Raw genomic sequence first — 15,945 nt, forward strand, 5'->3', positions numbered from 1 at the left:
GGGGCCGAGCGGCTACTCCGCGATCTCGCCGTACGCGGTGAACAGGAGGTGGTCCTCCGGGCCGTTCAGGATGCTCGTGCGCCCGATGCCGTCGAGCAGCACGAAGCGCAGCAGCCCGGCCCGGGACTTCTTGTCCCGGCGCATGGCGGCGGTGAGCGTCTCCCAGCGCCCGCTCGGATAGGTGAGGGGCAGCGACAGCGAGCCGAGCACGTCGCGGTGCAGCTGCACGCCCTCGTCGTCGAGCCGGCCGACGAGGCGCGCGAGCTCGGCCGCGAAGACCATGCCGACCGCGATCGCGCCGCCGTGCCGCCACCGGTAGCGCTCGGCGTACTCGATGGCGTGGCCGAGCGTGTGCCCGTAGTTCAGAATCTCGCGGCGGCCGGACTCGCGGAAGTCCTCGCTGACGACCTCCGCCTTCACGCGGACCGCGCGCTCGACGAGCTCGGCGAAGACGGGCGTCGTCGGGTCGGTCGCGGCGTCGACGTCGGCGGTGAGCCGGTCGAGGATCACCGTGTCGGTGATGAAGCCGCACTTCGCGATCTCCGCGAAGCCGGCGAGCACGTCGTTGCGCGGCAGCGTGCTCAGCACGTCGAGGTCCGCGATCACGGCGACGGGCGCGGCGAACGCGCCGACGAGGTTCTTCCCCTCCGTCGTGTTGATGCCGGTCTTGCCGCCGACGGCCGCGTCGACCATCCCGAGCACGCTCGTGGGCAGGCAGACGAAGGGGACGCCGCGCAGCCAGGTCGCCGCGACGAAGCCCGCGAGGTCGGTCACCGCGCCGCCGCCGAGGCCGATCACCGCGTCGGTCCGGGTGAACGACGCCTGCCCGAGGATCCCCCACAGGAACGCGGCGACCTCGATGCGCTTCGCGTCCTCCGCGTCGGGCACCTCGGCGAGCAGCACCTCGACGCGGCCTCTGAGCCGCTCGCGGATCGCCTCCGCCCGCCGGGTCTGCACCGGCTGGTGCACGAGCAGCGCCTTGCGGGCACCGGCCGGGATCGCGGCCTCGATCTCGGCGCCGAGGTCGCGGCCGATGACGACCTCGTACTCCCCCGCGTTGCGGACGGGGATGCGGACCGGCTGCGTCATGGCGTCGATTCTTCCTGCTGGTCCGTGCCCGGCTGCGCGTCGCCGCCCTGCAGCAGCTCCGCGAGCTCGGCGGCGATCTTCGTCATCGGGCGGCGGGAGGTGTCGACGGTCACGTCCGCGAGCGCCGCGTACACGGCCTCCCGCGCCGCGGCGATGCGGCGCCAGGAGTCGAGCCCCTCCGTCAGCAGGGGCCGTGAGCCGCCCGCGAGCCGCGCGGCCACCGCCTCCTCCGACACCGTGAGCAGCACGACGGTGCAGTCCGCGAGCGCGGCCCGCGTCGACGCGTCGAGCACGGCGCCGCCGCCGAGGGCGACGACGCCGCCCGCACGCAGCTCCCGCTGCACGACGTCCCGCTCGATCGTGCGGAACGCGCCCTCGCCCACGGTCTCGAACAGGTGCGGGACGGGACCGTGCTCGGCCGCGATCACGGCGTCGGTGTCGACGAAGCGGGTGCCGAGGTGCTTGGCGACGCGGCGGCCGACCGAGGTCTTGCCGGCGCCCATCGGTCCGATGAGCGCGACGGTCCCCGAGGTCACCGGACGGGCGCGGCGCCCGTGCCCGTGCCCGTGCGCAGGCCCTCGGGCATCGCGGCGAGGTACGCCTCGAGGTTCCGGCGGGTCTCGGGCAGCGAGTCGCCGCCGAACTTCTCGACGACCGCGTCGGCGAGCACGAGCGCCACCATCGCCTCGGCGACGACGCCCGCCGCCGGTACGGCGCAGACGTCGGAGCGCTGGTGATGGGCGGACGCGGCCTCGCCGGTCGACACGTCGATCGTGCGCAGCGCGCGCGGCACCGTCGAGATCGGCTTCATCGCGGCGCGGATCCGCAGCGTGCCGCCGGTGGTCATGCCGCCCTCGATGCCGCCCGCGCGGTCGGTGAGCCGCTCGATGGTCCCGTCGGTGCGCACCAGCTCGTCGTGGGCGGCGGAACCGCGGCGGGCTGCGGTGCGGAAGCCGTCGCCGACCTCCACGCCCTTGATCGCCTGGATGCCCATCAGCGCCGCGGAGAGGCGCGCGTCGAGCCGGCGGTCCCAGTGCACGTAGGAGCCGAGCCCGGGCGGCAGCCCCTCGGCGACGACCTCGACGACGCCGCCGAGGGTGTCGCCGGCGTGGTGCGCGTCGTCGATCTCGGCGAGCATCAGGGCGCTGGTCGCCGGGTCGAAGCAGCGCACCGGGTCGTCGTCGATGGTCTCGACGTCGGCGGGCCGCGGCACGACCGCCTCCTCCGGCACGGCGATCGGGCCGATGGCGACGACGTGGCTCACGACGCCGATGCCGAGCTCGGCGAGGAAGGCGCGGGCGACGGCGCCGAGCGCGACGCGGGCGGCGGTCTCGCGCGCGCTGGCGCGCTCGAGCACCGGGCGGGCCTCGTCGAACCCGTACTTCTGCATGCCGGTCAGGTCGGCGTGACCGGGACGCGGGCGCGTCAGCGGCGCGCTGCGGCCGCGGGACGCGTCGGTGAGCGGCACGTCCTCCGCGTTCATCACCTCGCTCCACTTCGGCCACTCCGTGTTGCCGATGGTGAGCGCGATGGGGGCGCCGATCGTGCGCCCGTGCACGACGCCGCCGACGACGCCGAGCTCGTCCTGCTCGAACTTCTGCCGGGAGCCGCGGCCCGCGCCGAGGCGACGCCGGGCGAGGTCGCGACGGATCGCGTCCCCGGTCACGGGCACGCCGGCGGGCATGCCCTCGATGATGGCGGTGAGGCTCGGGCCGTGCGACTCACCGGCGGTCAGCCAACGCAACATGGGCCCAGCCTCCCACGGCCCGCGTCCGCTCCCGCCCACTCGTCCTGCAAGGGCACCTCCACGTGGCGCGGTGGTCGTGACCCTCGCGCGGCGGGGAGAGCTGCCCGCACTTCGGCGGGAGCACCGCGCCGGGCTCAGCGGCCGACGGCGGCCCGCATGGCGGCGCGCACCTCGTCCTCGCGGGGCAGCGGCGCGTCCGGGTCGGCGTCGGTGAAGACGCGCACCTGCAGCACCGCCTGCTCGATCAGCATGTCGAGCCCGTGCAGCAGCCGGCCGCCGGCGGCGAGCCACCGGGCGCCGATCGCCGTCGGCCACGGCGAGTAGGCGACGTCGAGCAGCGGGGTGCCGCGCACCGCGGCCGGCAGGGCGACGTCGACGTCCGCGTGACCCGGCAAGGTGGAGACCACCAGGTCCGCACCGGCGAGGTCCGCCTCCGCGAGCGGCACGACGGCGTCCGCGAGGCCGGCCAGGTCCTGCGCGGCGACCTCGGGTCGGCGCGCGGCGACGATCCGCTCCCCCACGCCGAGCCGCCCGAGCGCTTCGAGGGCGCTCGCCGCCGTGGCCCCGCCGCCGAGCACGACCGCCCGCGCGGCGCCCGCCTCCGATCGCAGCACGGCCTCGACACCCCCGACGTCGGTGTTCGCCAGGTGCGGCTCGGCGCCGAGCCGCAGCGTGTTCGCGAGGCCGAGCCGGTCGACCAGCGGATCGTGCGCGGCGACGAGCGGCAGCACCGACCGCTTCAGCGGCATGGTGAGCGACAGCCCGACCCACTCGTCGCCCAGTCCCGCGAGCAGCCCCGGCAGGGTCTCCTCCGTCGCCTCGACGCGGTCGTAGCGCCAGTCGAGCCCGAGCACGCCGGCCGCCGCCGCGTGCAGCAGCGGCGACCGGGAGTGCGCGATCGGCGAACCGAGCACCGCCAGCCGGGAGGTCACGCTCGCGTCGTCACTTCGCGTAGTCGGGGTGCGCCTTGAGCCAGCGGAGGAACTGGTCCGCGTTCTTCTGGTGCTCGGCGTACGTGTTCGCGAACTTCGTCTCGCCCGTCGCCAGGTTCACGGTCACGAAGTACAGCCACTTGCCCTTCGCGGGCGAGACCGCGGCCTTGATGGCGACGTCGCCCGGGCTCGAGATCGGGCCGGCGGGCAGCCCGTCGCGGAGGTAGGTGTTGTACCCGTTCTTCTGGGCCTTCTCCTCGGCCGTGGGCACCACGGTGGTGCCGCCCGCGCCGTAGCTCACGGTCGCGTCGGACTGCAGGCGCATGCCCTGGGCGATGCGGTTCAGGAAGACGCGGGCCACCCTCGGGTCGTCCTTCCCGTTCCCCTCCTTCTGCACGAGGCCGGCGAGGGTGAGCACCTTCTCGCGCTTCGCCGGGGCCACGCCCGCGTCGTCGAGCGCGGTCTTCGTGCGCTTCACCATCTCCTGCAGCATCTGCTTCGAGGTCACGCCGGGCTGGAACGTGTACGTCGCGGGGAACAGCCAGCCCTCGATGTTCGGCGCCGACTTCGGCACCCCGAGCGAGGACCAGTCCTTCGCGAGCGCCTTCAGCTCCGACAGGTCCTTGCCGGTCGCCTCGCTCGTGATCGCCAGGATCTGCTTCGCCGTCGACCCCTCCGGGATCGCGACGGTCGACTCCACCCGGTTCGCCGGGTCCTGCAGCGCCGCGAGCGCCGCCTTCGCGCTCATGTGCTGCTTCAGCCGGTACGTGCCGGGCAGCAGCGACGGCTCCGGCTGCGTCTTCACGAGCAGGTCGTAGAACGCGGACTCGGTCTTCGTCACGTCGTCCGCCACGAGCGTCGCGGCGACCTCGGACCCGATCGCGCCGGGCTTGATCTGCACCTGCACGCTGCCCGTGCCCTGCCCGGTGTAGTCGTTGCTCCAGCCGAACAGCGTCTTCACCTGCTCCGGGTACGTCTGGTAGGCCCACCAGCCCGCGCCGCCGATCGCGAGGACCAGCACGAGGAGCACGCCGAGCACCCACGGCCAGATGCGGTGCCGCTTGCGCCGCTCGCGGCCGTGCCGGGAGGGCTCGCCGCCGTCGTCGTCCGCCGGCATGCCGAGCAGCCGCTCGAACTCGTCGACGGTGGAGCCCCGATCGGGCTGCGGTCCTGGGATTCGGGCCACCTGGCTACTTCCGCTCGGGGTCGAGGAGGGCGCCGGGCGCCACGCCCCGAGCACGCTCGGCGTCGAGGGCGTGCTGCAAAAGTATCACCGCGGCCACCTGGTCGATCACGGGCCGCGATCCCCGCGTGTTCCGGCCCGACGCGTGCAGCGCCGCCTGGGCGCTGACGGTGGTCAGCCGCTCGTCGAACATGCGGACCGGCACCGGCCCCTCGGCGAGCCGCTGCGCGACCGCCCGGGCGTCTGCGGTGGAGGGCGTGTCGCGCCCGGACATGGCGATCGGCAGGCCGACGACCAGCTCGATCGCCTCCAGCTCCGCCGCCAGCTCGAGGATGCGGTCGAGCACCGGTTCGAGCTGGTCGCCCCGGCGCTGCACGGTCTCCAACGGGGTCGCGAGCAGGCCGTCGCGGTCGCACCGCGCCAGCCCCACCCGCACCTTCCCGACGTCGACGCCCAGCCGGACGCCGCGCCGCATCGCCTCGGTCAGGAGGCGAGCCCCTCGGCCACCGCGGCGAGCGCGTCGCCGGTGCGGGCGGCATCGCTGCCGCCGCCCTGCGCGACGTCGTCCCGGCCGCCGCCGCCGCCGCCCAGCACCCCGGCGGCGCGCTTCGCGAGCGCGCCCGCCTTCGCGCCGGCGTCGCGCGCCGCGGCGTTCGTCGCCACGATCACGACGGGCCGCCCGCCCACGGTCGCGGCGAGGGCCACCACGGCGGGCACGGCGCCGAGGCGGTCGCGCACGTCGATCACCAGCGCGCGCAGGTCGTCGGCCGCCGCGAGGGCGCCGACCTGCTCCAGCACTGCGGTGACGCCGCCGACGGACCGCGCCTGCTCGGCGAGCGCGGGCACCCGCTGCCCGAGCGCCTTGCGCTCGAACTCCGCGATCCGCTTCTCCGCCGCCTTCAGGCTCGCGGCCAGGTCCTGCACGCGGGACACGATCTGCGTCGGCGGCACCTTGAGGTTCGTGCCGAGCTCGGTGACGAGCGCCCGCTCGGCCGCGAACTGGCGGAACGCCTCCGGGCCGACCAGCGACTCGATGCGACGGCTCGTCGCGCCGACGCTCGACTCCCCCACCACGTTGATCAGACCGATCTCGGAGGAGTGGGCGACGTGCGTGCCCCCGCAGAGCTCGCGGGACCACGGGCCGCCGATGTCGACCATGCGCACGACGTCGCCGTACTTCTCGCCGAACAGCGCCATCGCGCCCGCGGCCTTCGCCTCGTCGATCGGCAGCACCCGCGTCACGACCTCGAGGTCCTCGTTCACCCGCAGGTTCGCGATGTCCTCGACCTCGCTGCGGGTGTCGGGGCTCAGCGGCGCGTTCCAGCTGAAGTCGAGCCGCATGTAGCCGGCCTTGTTGTACGAGCCGGCCTGGTGCGCGTCGGAGCCGAGCACCTGGCGCAGCGCCGCGTGGACGAGGTGGGTGGCGGAGTGCGCCTGCGTCGCGCCGCGGCGGTACAGCGGGTCGACGACCGTGCGCGCCGCGTCGCCGACGGCCGCCTCGCCCTCGACCACCTGCACGCGGTGGCTGACGAGCCCTGCGACGGGCCGCTGCACGTCGAGCACCTCGAGCCGGTAGCCCGGGCCCACGATCTCGCCCTGGTCCGCGTCCTGACCGCCCGACTCGGCGTAGAGCGTCGTCTCCGCCAGGATCACCTCGGCGATGTCCCCGAGCGCGATCGACGACACGGCGACCCCGTCGCGGATCAGGCCGAGCACGCGGCTGTCCGCCACGAGCTCGGAGTAGCCGAGGAACGCGGTCTCGCCCTTCGCGCGGAAGTCGGTGTAGACGGAGAGGTCCGCGAGCGCGGTCTTCTTCGCCTTCGCGTCCGCCTTCGCGCGGGAGCGCTGCTCCTGCATCAGCCGGTCGAACGCCGCGCGGTCGACGGTGAGCCCCGCCTCCTCCGCGACCTCGAGCGTGAGGTCGATCGGGAAGCCGTACGTGTCGTGCAGCAGGAACGCGGTGTCGCCCGCGACCTGCTCCGCGCCCGCCGCGCGGGTGCGCTCGATCGCGGTGTCGAGGATGTTCGTGCCGCCGACCAGCGTCTTGAGGAAGCTCTCCTCCTCCGCGTTCGCGAGGCGCTGGATGCGGCCGAACTCGGGCAGCAGCTCGGGGTAGGCCGAGCTCATCGCGTCGCGGGACACCGGGAACAGCTCGCCGAAGGTCGCGCCCTCGACGCCGAGCAGCCGCATCGCGCGGACCGAGCGGCGGAGGAGGCGGCGCAGCACGTAGCCGCGACCCTCGTTCGACGGGGTGACGCCGTCGAGCATGAGCATCATCGCCGACCGGATGTGGTCGCTGACGACGCGCATGCGCACGTCGTCCTCGGCGTCGGCGCCGTAGGCCTTGCCCGTCAAGCGGGACGCGGCGTCGATCACCGGCCGGATCTGGTCGATCTCGTAGATGTTCTCGACGCCCTGCTTGATGAAGGCGACGCGCTCGAGGCCCATCCCGGTGTCGACGTTCTTGTTCGGCAGCTCGCGGACGACGTCGAAGTCCTCCTTCGACCGGATGTTCGCGATCTCGTACTGCATGAACACGAGGTTCCAGATCTCGACGTACCGGTCGTCACCGGTCGCCGGGCCGCCGTCGGCGCCGTACGCGGGACCGCGGTCGAAGAAGATCTCGGAGTCGGGGCCGGCGGGACCGGGCTGGCCGGTCATCCAGTAGTTGTCCGCGTAGCCGAGGCGCTGGATGCGATCGGCCGGCAGCCCGATCTCGTCCCGCCAGATCGCCTCCGCCTCGTCGTCGTCCTGGAAGACGGTGACCCAGAGGTCCTTCGGGTCGAAGCCGAAGCCGCCGTCCGCCTCCGACGTCGTCAGCAGCTCCCAGGCCCACGTGATGGCGTCCTGCTTGAAGTAGTCGCCGAACGACCAGTTCCCCATCATCTGGAAGAACGTGCCGTGGCGCGGCGTGCGGCCGACCTCCTCGATGTCGAGGGTGCGGATGCACTTCTGGCTGTCGACCGCGCGCGGGTACGGCGCGGGGACGGTGCCGTTCAGGTACGGGATGAAGGGGACCATGCCCGCGACCGTGAACAGCAGCGAGGGGTCGGGCGACACGAGCGAGGCGCTCGGCACGACGGTGTGGCCGCGGTCCGCGAAGAACTGCAGGTAGCGGCGTCGGATCTCTGCGGTCTCCATCAGTTCCCCTCCGCCAGGCGCGCGCGGTACGAGTCGGACACGGCGGAGGCGAACTCGTCCGCCGCGCCGTTCACCACGGCGAACACGCGGGCGCCCGCCGGCGTCCGCGATGCGACGTGAGCGAGCGCCGCGCCTGCGAGCAGGCCGACGAGAAAGACGAGCACCTTGCCCATGGCTCCTCCAAGATCAGCGCACAACCCTACCGGCCGCCTCCGGCGCGCCCTCCCCCGCGTGCCCGCGCCCGGGGACGCGGAAAGGGCCGCCCCGACGGATCGGGACGGCCCTCTCGGGCGATGCAGGAGGACTAGCGGGCCGCGTAGTACTCGACGACGAGCTGGACGTCGGCCTGGACCGGCACCTCGGCGCGCTTCGGGCGGCGGACCAGCGTCGCCTGCAGCTTGTCGAGCTGGACCTCGACGTAGCCGGGCAGCTTCGGCAGGACCTCGGCGTGACCGCCGGCGGCCGCGACCTGGAAGGGCTCGAGCTGCTCGCTCTTGCTCTTCACGTGGATGGTCTGGCCCGGCTTCACGCGGAAGGAGGGGCGGTCGACGAGCTTGCCGTCGACGAGGATGTGGCGGTGCACGACGGCCTGGCGGGCCTGGGCCGTGGTGCGGGCGAAGCCGGCGCGGAGCACGAGCGCGTCGAGGCGCATCTCGAGCAGCTCGACCAGGTTCTCACCGGTCAGGCCCTGGGCGCGGCGCGCCTCGTTGAAGACGATGCGGAGCTGCTTCTCGCGCAGGCCGTACTGGGCGCGCAGACGCTGCTTCTCGCGCAGGCGGACGGCGTAGTCGCTGTCGGCCTTGCGCTTGGAGCGGCCGTGCTCGCCCGGCGCGTAGGGACGCTTCTCCAGGTAGCGGGCGGCCTTCGGGGTGAGCGCGACGCCGAGGGCGCGCGAGAGCTTGACCTTGCCGCGGGTGCGGGCCTTCGTGGACATGCGGTTCCTTCAGGAGTTCGGAATGGGAGCCGACCGGGCTCGTGCAGCACGGACGGAAGTCATCTCGAGGGATTCGGCGTGCGGGGACCGGCCGGCTACAGGCTCAGGTCCTCTCGCGCATCCGGTGTCGCAGCCGCACGACGATCCGGACCCGCTCCGGGCCGCCGACAAGGATAGCAGGAGGCGCGCCCCTCGGCTCCCCCTCCCGGACCCGCAGGTTCCGGCGCACCGCGCCGCCTCCGGCAGCGGGCACCGGCCGATCGGGCTGCCGCAGCCGACCGGCGTGCCGGAAGGTGCGGCCGGTGCCGCGGGATCAGGAGGCGTCGGGCGCGGTGCCGCGGACGCGGGTGCGGAGGCGCTCCACGCGGGCCGCGGTGTCGCGCTCGAAGCCGTTGCCGGTCGGCAGGTAGTAGTCGCGGCCGACCAGCTCGTCGGGCGGGTACTGCTGCTCCACGACGCCGTGCTCGCCGTCGTGCGCGTACCGGTAGCCCTTGCCGTGCCCGAGCCGCTTCGCGCCGGGGTAGTGCGCGTCCCGCAGGTGCATCGGCACGCGGCCGATGCGCCCCGCCCGCACGTCCGCCAGGGCCGCGTCGATCGCCAGGTACGAGGCGTTCGACTTCGGCGCGAGCGCGAGGTAGACGACGGCCTCCGCGAGCGGGATCCGCCCCTCGGGCATGCCGATGAACTGCACCGCGTCGGCCGCGGCGATCGCGAGCGGCAGGGCCTGCGGATCGGCCATGCCGATGTCCTCGGACGCGAGCACGATGATCCGCCGCGCGATGAACCGGGGGTCCTCCCCCGCCTCGATCATGCGCGCCAGGTAGTGCACGGCCGCGTCGACGTCGCTGCCGCGCACCGACTTGATGAACGCGCTGATGACGTCGTAGTGCTCGTCGCCGTCGCGGTCGTAGCGCAGCAGCGCGCGGTCGACCGCAGTCGCGACGAGCTCCTCCGTGATCTCGGGCGCCTCCTCGCCGGCCCCGTCGTCCTCCGCGAGCGTGGACGACGCCTCGAGCGCGGTCAGCGCCCGGCGCGCGTCGCCCGACGCGAGCCGCACGAGGGCGGCGCGGGCCTCGGGGGCGAGCCGGAACCGGCCGGCGAGCCCGCGCGGGTCCTCGAGCGCGCGGTCGACGAGCAGGCCCAGGTCCTCCTCCGTCAGCGGCTGGAGCGTGAGGAGCAGGGAGCGGGACAGCAGCGGCGCGATGACGGAGAACGACGGGTTCTCGGTGGTGGCCGCGATCAGGGTCACCCAGCCGTTCTCGACGCCGGGCAGCAGGGCGTCCTGCTGCGCCTTCGAGAAGCGGTGGATCTCGTCGAGGAACAGCACGGTGGAGACGCCGTAGAGGTCGGCCTGCTCGCGCGCCTTCTCCATGACGCTCCGCACGTCGCGCACGCCCGCCGTCACCGCGGACAGCTCGACGAACCGGCGGCCCGAGCTGCCGGCCACGGCTTGCGCGAGCGTCGTCTTGCCCGTGCCGGGCGGGCCCCAGAGGATCACCGACACGGCCCCGCTCGTGCCGTCGGGCGACGCCAGGCGGCGCAGGGGCGATCCGGGGCGGAGGAGGTGGGCCTGCCCCGCGACGTCGTCGAGGGAGGTGGGCCGCATGCGCACGGCGAGCGGGACGGGTCCCTGCCGCAGCGCCGTCCGTGCCTCCATGCGCGTCACCCTATGCACCGGCACAGACACCGCGGGTGGGATCGGAGCGGCTGCCCGGGCTCTCCTACGATCGGTGTCGCCCGGCCGGACCGGGCGGGAGAGGGAGCGGCGTGGCGAATCGGAGCCCCAGGGAGCGCGCGGAGCGCGATGCGCGCAAACGCGCCCGCTCGTACTCGATCCGGCAGGAGGTGCACCTCGAGCGGGGTCGCCGCCGTCGCCGCGACGACGTCACCGCCGGGATCGTGCTCGCGGTCGTGCTCGTCGCCGCCACCGCCTCGCAGGTCGGCTTCTTCACCGCCGGCCCCGGCGCCGCGAAGCCGTCGGCGTCCGCGAGCGCGAGCGCCTCCCCCACGCCGAGCACGGCGCGCACCGTCGCCCCGAAGTCGCTGTCGGAGGACCGCACGTGGAAGGGGACGATGGCGATCAACACGACGAAGCTGTCGATCTCGCTGAACGGGAAGAAGGCCCCGCAGGCCGTCGCGAACTTCGTCGACCTGGCCGGCACCGGCTTCTACTCCGGGCTCACCTGCCACCGCCTCACCACCTCCGGCATCTTCGTGCTGCAGTGCGGCGACCCCGCGGGCGACGGCTCGGGCGGCCCGGGCTACACGTTCGGCCCGCTGGAGAACGTGCCGGAGGACGGCGTCTACCCGGCCGGCACCATCGCGATGGCCCGCGGCGCCGCGGAGGACAGCCAGGGCAGCCAGTTCTTCATCGTCTACAAGGCCTCGAAGCTGCCCGCTCCCGGCTACACCGTGTTCGGGAAGGTGACCGGCGGTCTCTCCGGGCTGAAGTCGGCGATCACGAGCAAGGGGACGGCCGACGGCTCCGGCGACGGCGCCCCGAAGGTCGCGACGACCCTCGGCACGATCGCGGTGCAGTAGGCGGCCCTCACCGTTCGACCGCGTGCACTACCCTCGGGCACCGAGGTGAGCGCTGTGACCACGCCCGAGACCGGACCGGCCGCCGAGGTGGCCGAGGCTCCGACGAACCCTGACGTCCCGAACCACGAGGACGCACCGACCGACGACGCTCCGACGTCCGAGGCCGCGCCGACGACCGACGACGCGCCCGCCGAGGCCGCACCGTCGACGACGAGCGGACCGACGAGCGCCTGGGGCCGCGTCGACGAGCACGGAGCCGTGTTCGTCCGCGACGGCGACGCCGAGCGGCAGGTCGGGGAGTACCCCGACGCGAGCCCGGCCGAGGCGCTCGCGTACTACGAGCGGAAGTACCTGGACCTGGCGAGCCAGGTCGCGCTGCTCGAGCAGCGCGCGCGGCGCGGCGCCCCGCCCGCCGACGTCGCGCGGGCGGTGCAGCGGCTGACGGAGGCGCTGCGGGCCCCGGCCGCGGTCGGCGACCTGCAGGCGCTGCGCGACCGCGTCGGCGCCCTGAGCGGTGCCGTCGAGGACCTGACGGCGCAGCGCTCCGAGGAGCACAAGGCCGAGGTCGAGAAGGCCCGCGCCGATCGCGTCGCCATCGTCGAGGAGATCGAGGTGCTCGCCCGCCGCGACCCCTCGACCGTGCAGTGGAAGGCCACCGGCCAGGCCGTCGATGCCCTCTTCTCCCGCTGGCAGGAGGCGCAGCGCACCGGTGCGCGCCTGCCCAAGGGCGAGGCGAACGACCTGTGGAAGCGCTTCCGCGACGCGCGCTCGACCATCGACGGCCAGCGCCGCGCGTACTTCGCCGAGCTCGACGCCACGCAGGGCGCCGCGCGCGAGCAGAAGGAGCGCATCGTCGCCCGCGCCGAGGCGCTGTCCGGCTCGAACGACGCCATCGGCGCCTACCGGGGCCTGCTCGACGAGTGGAAGCAGGCCGGCCGTGCCGGCAAGCGCGTCGACGACGCCCTGTGGGCCCGGTTCCGCGCCGCCGGCGACGCGATCTACTCCGCGAAGGCGGAGGAGCAGGCCGTGCAGGACGCCGAGTTCGGCGACAACCTCACCGCCAAGCTCGCGCTGCTCGAGGAGGCGGAGCCGCTGCTGCAGGCGACCGACGCGCAGTCGGCCCGCAGCCGCCTCACCTCCATCCAGCGCCGCTGGGACGCCGCGGGCAAGGTGCCGCGCGACCAGGTGCGCCACGTCGAGGATCGGATCCGCAAGGTCGAGCAGCACGTCGCCTCGCTCGAGCAGGACCACTGGCGCCGCACCAACCCGGAGACGAAGGCGCGGTCCGAGGGCCTCGCGTCGCAGCTCACCGCCGCGATCGCGAAGCTCGAGACCGAGCTCGCGGACGCGCAGGCGTCGGGCGACCGGAAGCGCATCAAGGACGCGGAGGACGCGCTGAACGCCCGCCGCATCTGGCTCGACGCGATCGGCTGACCGCTCCTCCCCACCCCGCGTTCTCCACAGCCGCGGGCGATGTCGATCGACGTCGCCCGCGGCTGCACGACACTCGAGCGGTGCGACTCGCCCCTGCGCTCGACCCCGGCTCGTTCCCCGAGGCGGAGCGCTCCGTCCTGCTGCTCGACGGGGAGGCGGTGCCGCTCGGCCTGACCGTCATCCCGGTCGACGTGCCCGTCGGGCCGGCCGTGCGCGCCGCGTCCCTGGCCGCAGCGGTGGCCCGCTTCGACCTCGTCGTCGACCTGCGCACCGCGGCGTGGGTGCACGGCGCGGTGCCGGCGCTCCCCCGGCCGCTCACCCTGGCCGTCGACGTGTCGCGGTCCCGGCGCACGAAGCTCGTCGTCCCGCCGCCGCGGGAGGCGCGGTTCCGGCACGACGACCTCCTGCGGCTCGGCGGCGTGCTCGTGACGACGCCGCTGAAGACCGCGTTCGACCTGCTGCGCCTCGACGACGACGCAGACCCGGCGCTGGACGCCCTCGCCGCCGCGCTCCTGCGGGAGGCGGGCCTCACCGCCGCCGTCGCCGCCGCGCTGGCGCACCTTCAGCCGGGCTGCCCGCACAAGCAGCGGGGCATCGACCGCCTGGCCGCACTGCCGTGAAGCCGGTGCTCAGCCCGCGCTGACCCGGTAGACGTCGTAGACGCCCTCGATGCGCCGCACCGCGTTCAGCACGCGGTCCAGGTGCGTCGTGTCGCCCATCTCGAAGACGAAGCGGCTGAGCGCCAACCGGTCGGAGGAGGTGGAGACCGTCGCCGACAGGATGTTCACGTGGTGCTCGGACAGCACCCGAGTGACGTCCGACAGCAGACCGGAGCGGTCGAGCGCCTCGACCTGGATCTGCACCAGGAACACGCTCTTCGAGGTCGGGGCCCACTCGACCTCGACCATGCGCTCGGGCTCGCGCTTCAGCGCGACGATGTTGTTGCAGTCGGAGCGGTGCACCGAGACGCCGGAGCCGCGCGTGACGAAGCCCAGGATCTCGTCGCCCGGCACCGGCGTGCAGCACTTCGCGAGCTTGACGAGGATGTCGGGCGCGCCGCGCACGAGCACGCCGGAGTCGCTCGACCGGATCGCCCGCTGCCGACCGGTGGTCGGCGCCTCGAACTCGGGCTCGTCCGCCTCCTGCGTGTCCTGCACCTGCGCGAGGACGCGCTCGATCACGGACTGCGTCGAGACGTGGCCCTCGCCGATCGCGGCGTAGAGGGCGGACACGTCCTCGTACCGCATCGACGTCGCGATGCCCACGAGCACGTCCTGGCTCATCAGCTTCGTGAGCGGCAGGTTCTGCTTGCGCATGGCCCGCGCGATGGCGTCCTTGCCCTGCTCGACCGCCTCGTCGCGCCGCTCCTTGGTGAACCACTGGCGGATCTTCGTGCGGGCGCGGGGGCTGCGGACGAACTGCAGCCAGTCCTTGGAGGGGCCGGAGTCGGGGTTCTTCGAGGTGAAGACCTCGACGACGTCGCCGGAGGCGAGCTGCGACTCGAGCGGCACGAGCCGGCCGTTCACCTTCGCGCCCATCGTGCGGTGGCCGACGTCGGTGTGCACCGCGTACGCGAAGTCGACCGGGGTCGCGCCGGAGGGCAGGCCGATGACCTTCCCCTTCGGGGTGAAGACGTAGACCTCCTTCGCCCCGATCTCGAACCGCAGGCCCTCGAGGAACTCCTGCGGGTCGGCGGTCTCGCTCTCCCAGTCGGACAGGTGGGCGAGCCACGCCATGTCCTCGTCGCCGGTCGTCATCGGGCCGGTGGACCGGCCGGCGACCTGCTCCTTGTACTTCCAGTGCGCGGCGACGCCGAACTCCGCCCGCTGGTGCATCTCGTGCGTGCGGATCTGGATCTCGACCGGGCGCCCCTCGGGGCCCAGCACGGTCGTGTGCAGCGACTGGTACAGGTTGAACTTCGGCGTCGCGATGTAGTCCTTGAAGCGACCCGGCACCGGCGTCCAGCGCGCGTGGATCGAACCCAGCACGGCGTAGCAGTCCGCACCGAGTCGACCAGGATGCGGATGCCCGTGAGGTCGTAGATCTCGTCGAACTCGCGACCGCGCACGATCATCTTCTGGTAGATCGAGTAGTACTGCTTCGGCCGGCCGACGACCCGTCCCTTGATGCGGGAGGACTTGAGGTCGTCCGTCACCTGGTCGATCACCTGCGCGACGAACTCCTCGCGCTGGGGCGTGCGGCGCCGCACGAGCGACTCGATCTCGAGGTAGAGCTTCGGGTAGAGCACCGCGAACGACAGGTCCTCGAGCTCGAGCTTGATCGTCTGGATGCCCAGGCGGTGCGCGAGCGGCGCGTAGATCTCGAGGGTCTCCTTCGCCTTCCGCTGCGCGCTCTCGGCGGGCACGAAGCCCCAGGTGCGGGCGTTGTGGAGGCGGTCGGCCAGCTTGATGATCAGGACCCGGAGGTCCTTCGACATCGCGATGACCATCTTCCGCACGGTCTCGGCCTGCGCCGAGTCGCCGTACTTCAGCTTGTCGAGCTTGGTGACGCCGTCCACGAGCAGCGCGACCTCGTCGCCGAAGTCCGCGCGCAGCTCGTCGAGCGTGTAGTCCGTGTCCTCGACGGTGTCGTGCAGCAGCGCCGCTGCGACGCCGCGCGGGCCGATGCCCAGCTCCGCGAGGATCTGCGAGACCGCCACCGGATGCGTGATGTAGGGCTCGCCGCTCTTCCGCTTCTGCCCGCGATGCGCCTTCTCGGCGGCCGCGTACGCCCGCTCGATGACGGCGGTGTCGGCCTTCGGGTGGTGCACGCGCACGGTGCGGATGAGCGTGTCGACCGCGTCGACCGGCTGCGCCCGCGAGAAGAGGCGGGGCACCCGACGCCGCAGCGAGGCGGTGTTCGGCGCAGCGTCACGCGTCTCGGTCACGCACCACCTCCCGGTCCGTGGAGGCTAACACCCGACCGCTCGGCGGAGTTCCCGCGG

13 protein-coding genes and 1 pseudogene are annotated in these 15,945 nt (G+C 73.6%); 3 read left to right on the forward strand and 11 right to left on the reverse strand.

The features are described 5' to 3' along the window. Nucleotides 1-12: 12 nt before the first annotated feature. The 10 genes from aroB to ABEA53_RS07040 all read right to left on the reverse strand — a co-directional run bounded on the left by aroB (nucleotide 13) and on the right by ABEA53_RS07040 (nucleotide 10,683). The gene (aroB, locus tag ABEA53_RS06995) at nucleotides 13-1,089 is read right to left on the reverse strand and encodes a 3-dehydroquinate synthase (RefSeq protein ID WP_345480333.1); all 1,077 of its coding nucleotides are present in this window, start codon (nucleotides 1,087-1,089) and stop codon (nucleotides 13-15) included. Next, nucleotides 1,086-1,625, reverse strand: coding sequence for a shikimate kinase (locus tag ABEA53_RS07000; protein ID WP_345480335.1), 540 nt, complete (start codon nucleotides 1,623-1,625; stop codon nucleotides 1,086-1,088). The genes aroB and ABEA53_RS07000 overlap by 4 nt, the downstream gene beginning before the upstream one ends. Then, nucleotides 1,622-2,836: a chorismate synthase gene (aroC, locus tag ABEA53_RS07005; protein WP_345480336.1), complete on the reverse strand. Its 1,215-nt coding sequence runs from the start codon at nucleotides 2,834-2,836 to the stop codon at nucleotides 1,622-1,624. Before aroC ends, ABEA53_RS07000 begins: the two co-directional genes overlap by 4 nt. A gap of 134 nt (nucleotides 2,837-2,970) precedes the next feature. Beyond that, nucleotides 2,971-3,768, reverse strand: coding sequence for a shikimate dehydrogenase family protein (locus ABEA53_RS07010; protein ID WP_345480337.1), 798 nt, complete (start codon nucleotides 3,766-3,768; stop codon nucleotides 2,971-2,973). A 10-nt stretch (nucleotides 3,769-3,778) separates the two neighbouring features. Continuing rightward, nucleotides 3,779-4,954 carry an endolytic transglycosylase MltG gene (mltG, locus tag ABEA53_RS07015; RefSeq protein WP_345480338.1) on the reverse strand — a complete coding sequence of 392 codons (1,176 nt, stop codon included), beginning with the start codon at nucleotides 4,952-4,954 and terminating at the stop codon, nucleotides 3,779-3,781. Between the two features lie 4 nt (nucleotides 4,955-4,958). Next, nucleotides 4,959-5,426, reverse strand: a complete 468-nt coding sequence (gene ruvX / locus ABEA53_RS07020; protein ID WP_345480339.1) for a Holliday junction resolvase RuvX — start codon at nucleotides 5,424-5,426, stop codon at nucleotides 4,959-4,961. Between the two features lie 8 nt (nucleotides 5,427-5,434). Further along, complete coding sequence (gene alaS / locus ABEA53_RS07025) at nucleotides 5,435-8,092, reverse strand: alanine--tRNA ligase (RefSeq protein WP_345480341.1); 2,658 nt, start codon at nucleotides 8,090-8,092, stop codon at nucleotides 5,435-5,437. After that, nucleotides 8,092-8,265, reverse strand: coding sequence for a hypothetical protein (locus tag ABEA53_RS07030; RefSeq protein ID WP_345480342.1), 174 nt, complete (start codon nucleotides 8,263-8,265; stop codon nucleotides 8,092-8,094). The genes alaS and ABEA53_RS07030 overlap by 1 nt, the downstream gene beginning before the upstream one ends. Before the next feature lie 131 nt (nucleotides 8,266-8,396). Further along, nucleotides 8,397-9,026: a 30S ribosomal protein S4 gene (gene rpsD / locus ABEA53_RS07035; protein ID WP_345480343.1), complete on the reverse strand. Its 630-nt coding sequence runs from the start codon at nucleotides 9,024-9,026 to the stop codon at nucleotides 8,397-8,399. Nucleotides 9,027-9,339: 313 nt separating this feature from the next. Continuing rightward, nucleotides 9,340-10,683 carry a replication-associated recombination protein A gene (locus ABEA53_RS07040; protein ID WP_345480344.1) on the reverse strand — a complete coding sequence of 448 codons (1,344 nt, stop codon included), beginning with the start codon at nucleotides 10,681-10,683 and terminating at the stop codon, nucleotides 9,340-9,342. Between the two features lie 110 nt (nucleotides 10,684-10,793). Here ABEA53_RS07040 and ABEA53_RS07045 point away from each other — a divergent pair, with 110 nt between their 5' ends. The 3 genes from ABEA53_RS07045 (at nucleotide 10,794) to ABEA53_RS07055 (ending at nucleotide 13,621) form a co-directional block, all read left to right on the forward strand. Next, entirely contained in the window at nucleotides 10,794-11,567 is a 774-nt protein-coding gene (locus ABEA53_RS07045; RefSeq protein WP_345480345.1) for a peptidylprolyl isomerase, read from the forward strand. A 258-nt stretch (nucleotides 11,568-11,825) separates the two neighbouring features. After that, complete coding sequence (locus ABEA53_RS07050; RefSeq protein ID WP_345480586.1) at nucleotides 11,826-13,001, forward strand: DUF349 domain-containing protein; 1,176 nt, start codon at nucleotides 11,826-11,828, stop codon at nucleotides 12,999-13,001. Between the two features lie 80 nt (nucleotides 13,002-13,081). After that, on the forward strand, nucleotides 13,082-13,621 hold the full coding sequence (locus ABEA53_RS07055; protein WP_345480346.1) for a hypothetical protein: 540 nt from the start codon (nucleotides 13,082-13,084) through the stop codon (nucleotides 13,619-13,621). 9 nt (nucleotides 13,622-13,630) lie between these two features. Here the strand turns inward: ABEA53_RS07055 and ABEA53_RS07060 are convergent. Further along, nucleotides 13,631-15,888: pseudogene (locus tag ABEA53_RS07060) on the reverse strand (RelA/SpoT family protein). Between the last annotated feature and the right edge of the window lie 57 nt (nucleotides 15,889-15,945).

The organism is Amnibacterium soli (assembly GCF_039544415.1).
Lineage (GTDB): Bacteria > Actinomycetota > Actinomycetes > Actinomycetales > Microbacteriaceae > Amnibacterium > Amnibacterium soli.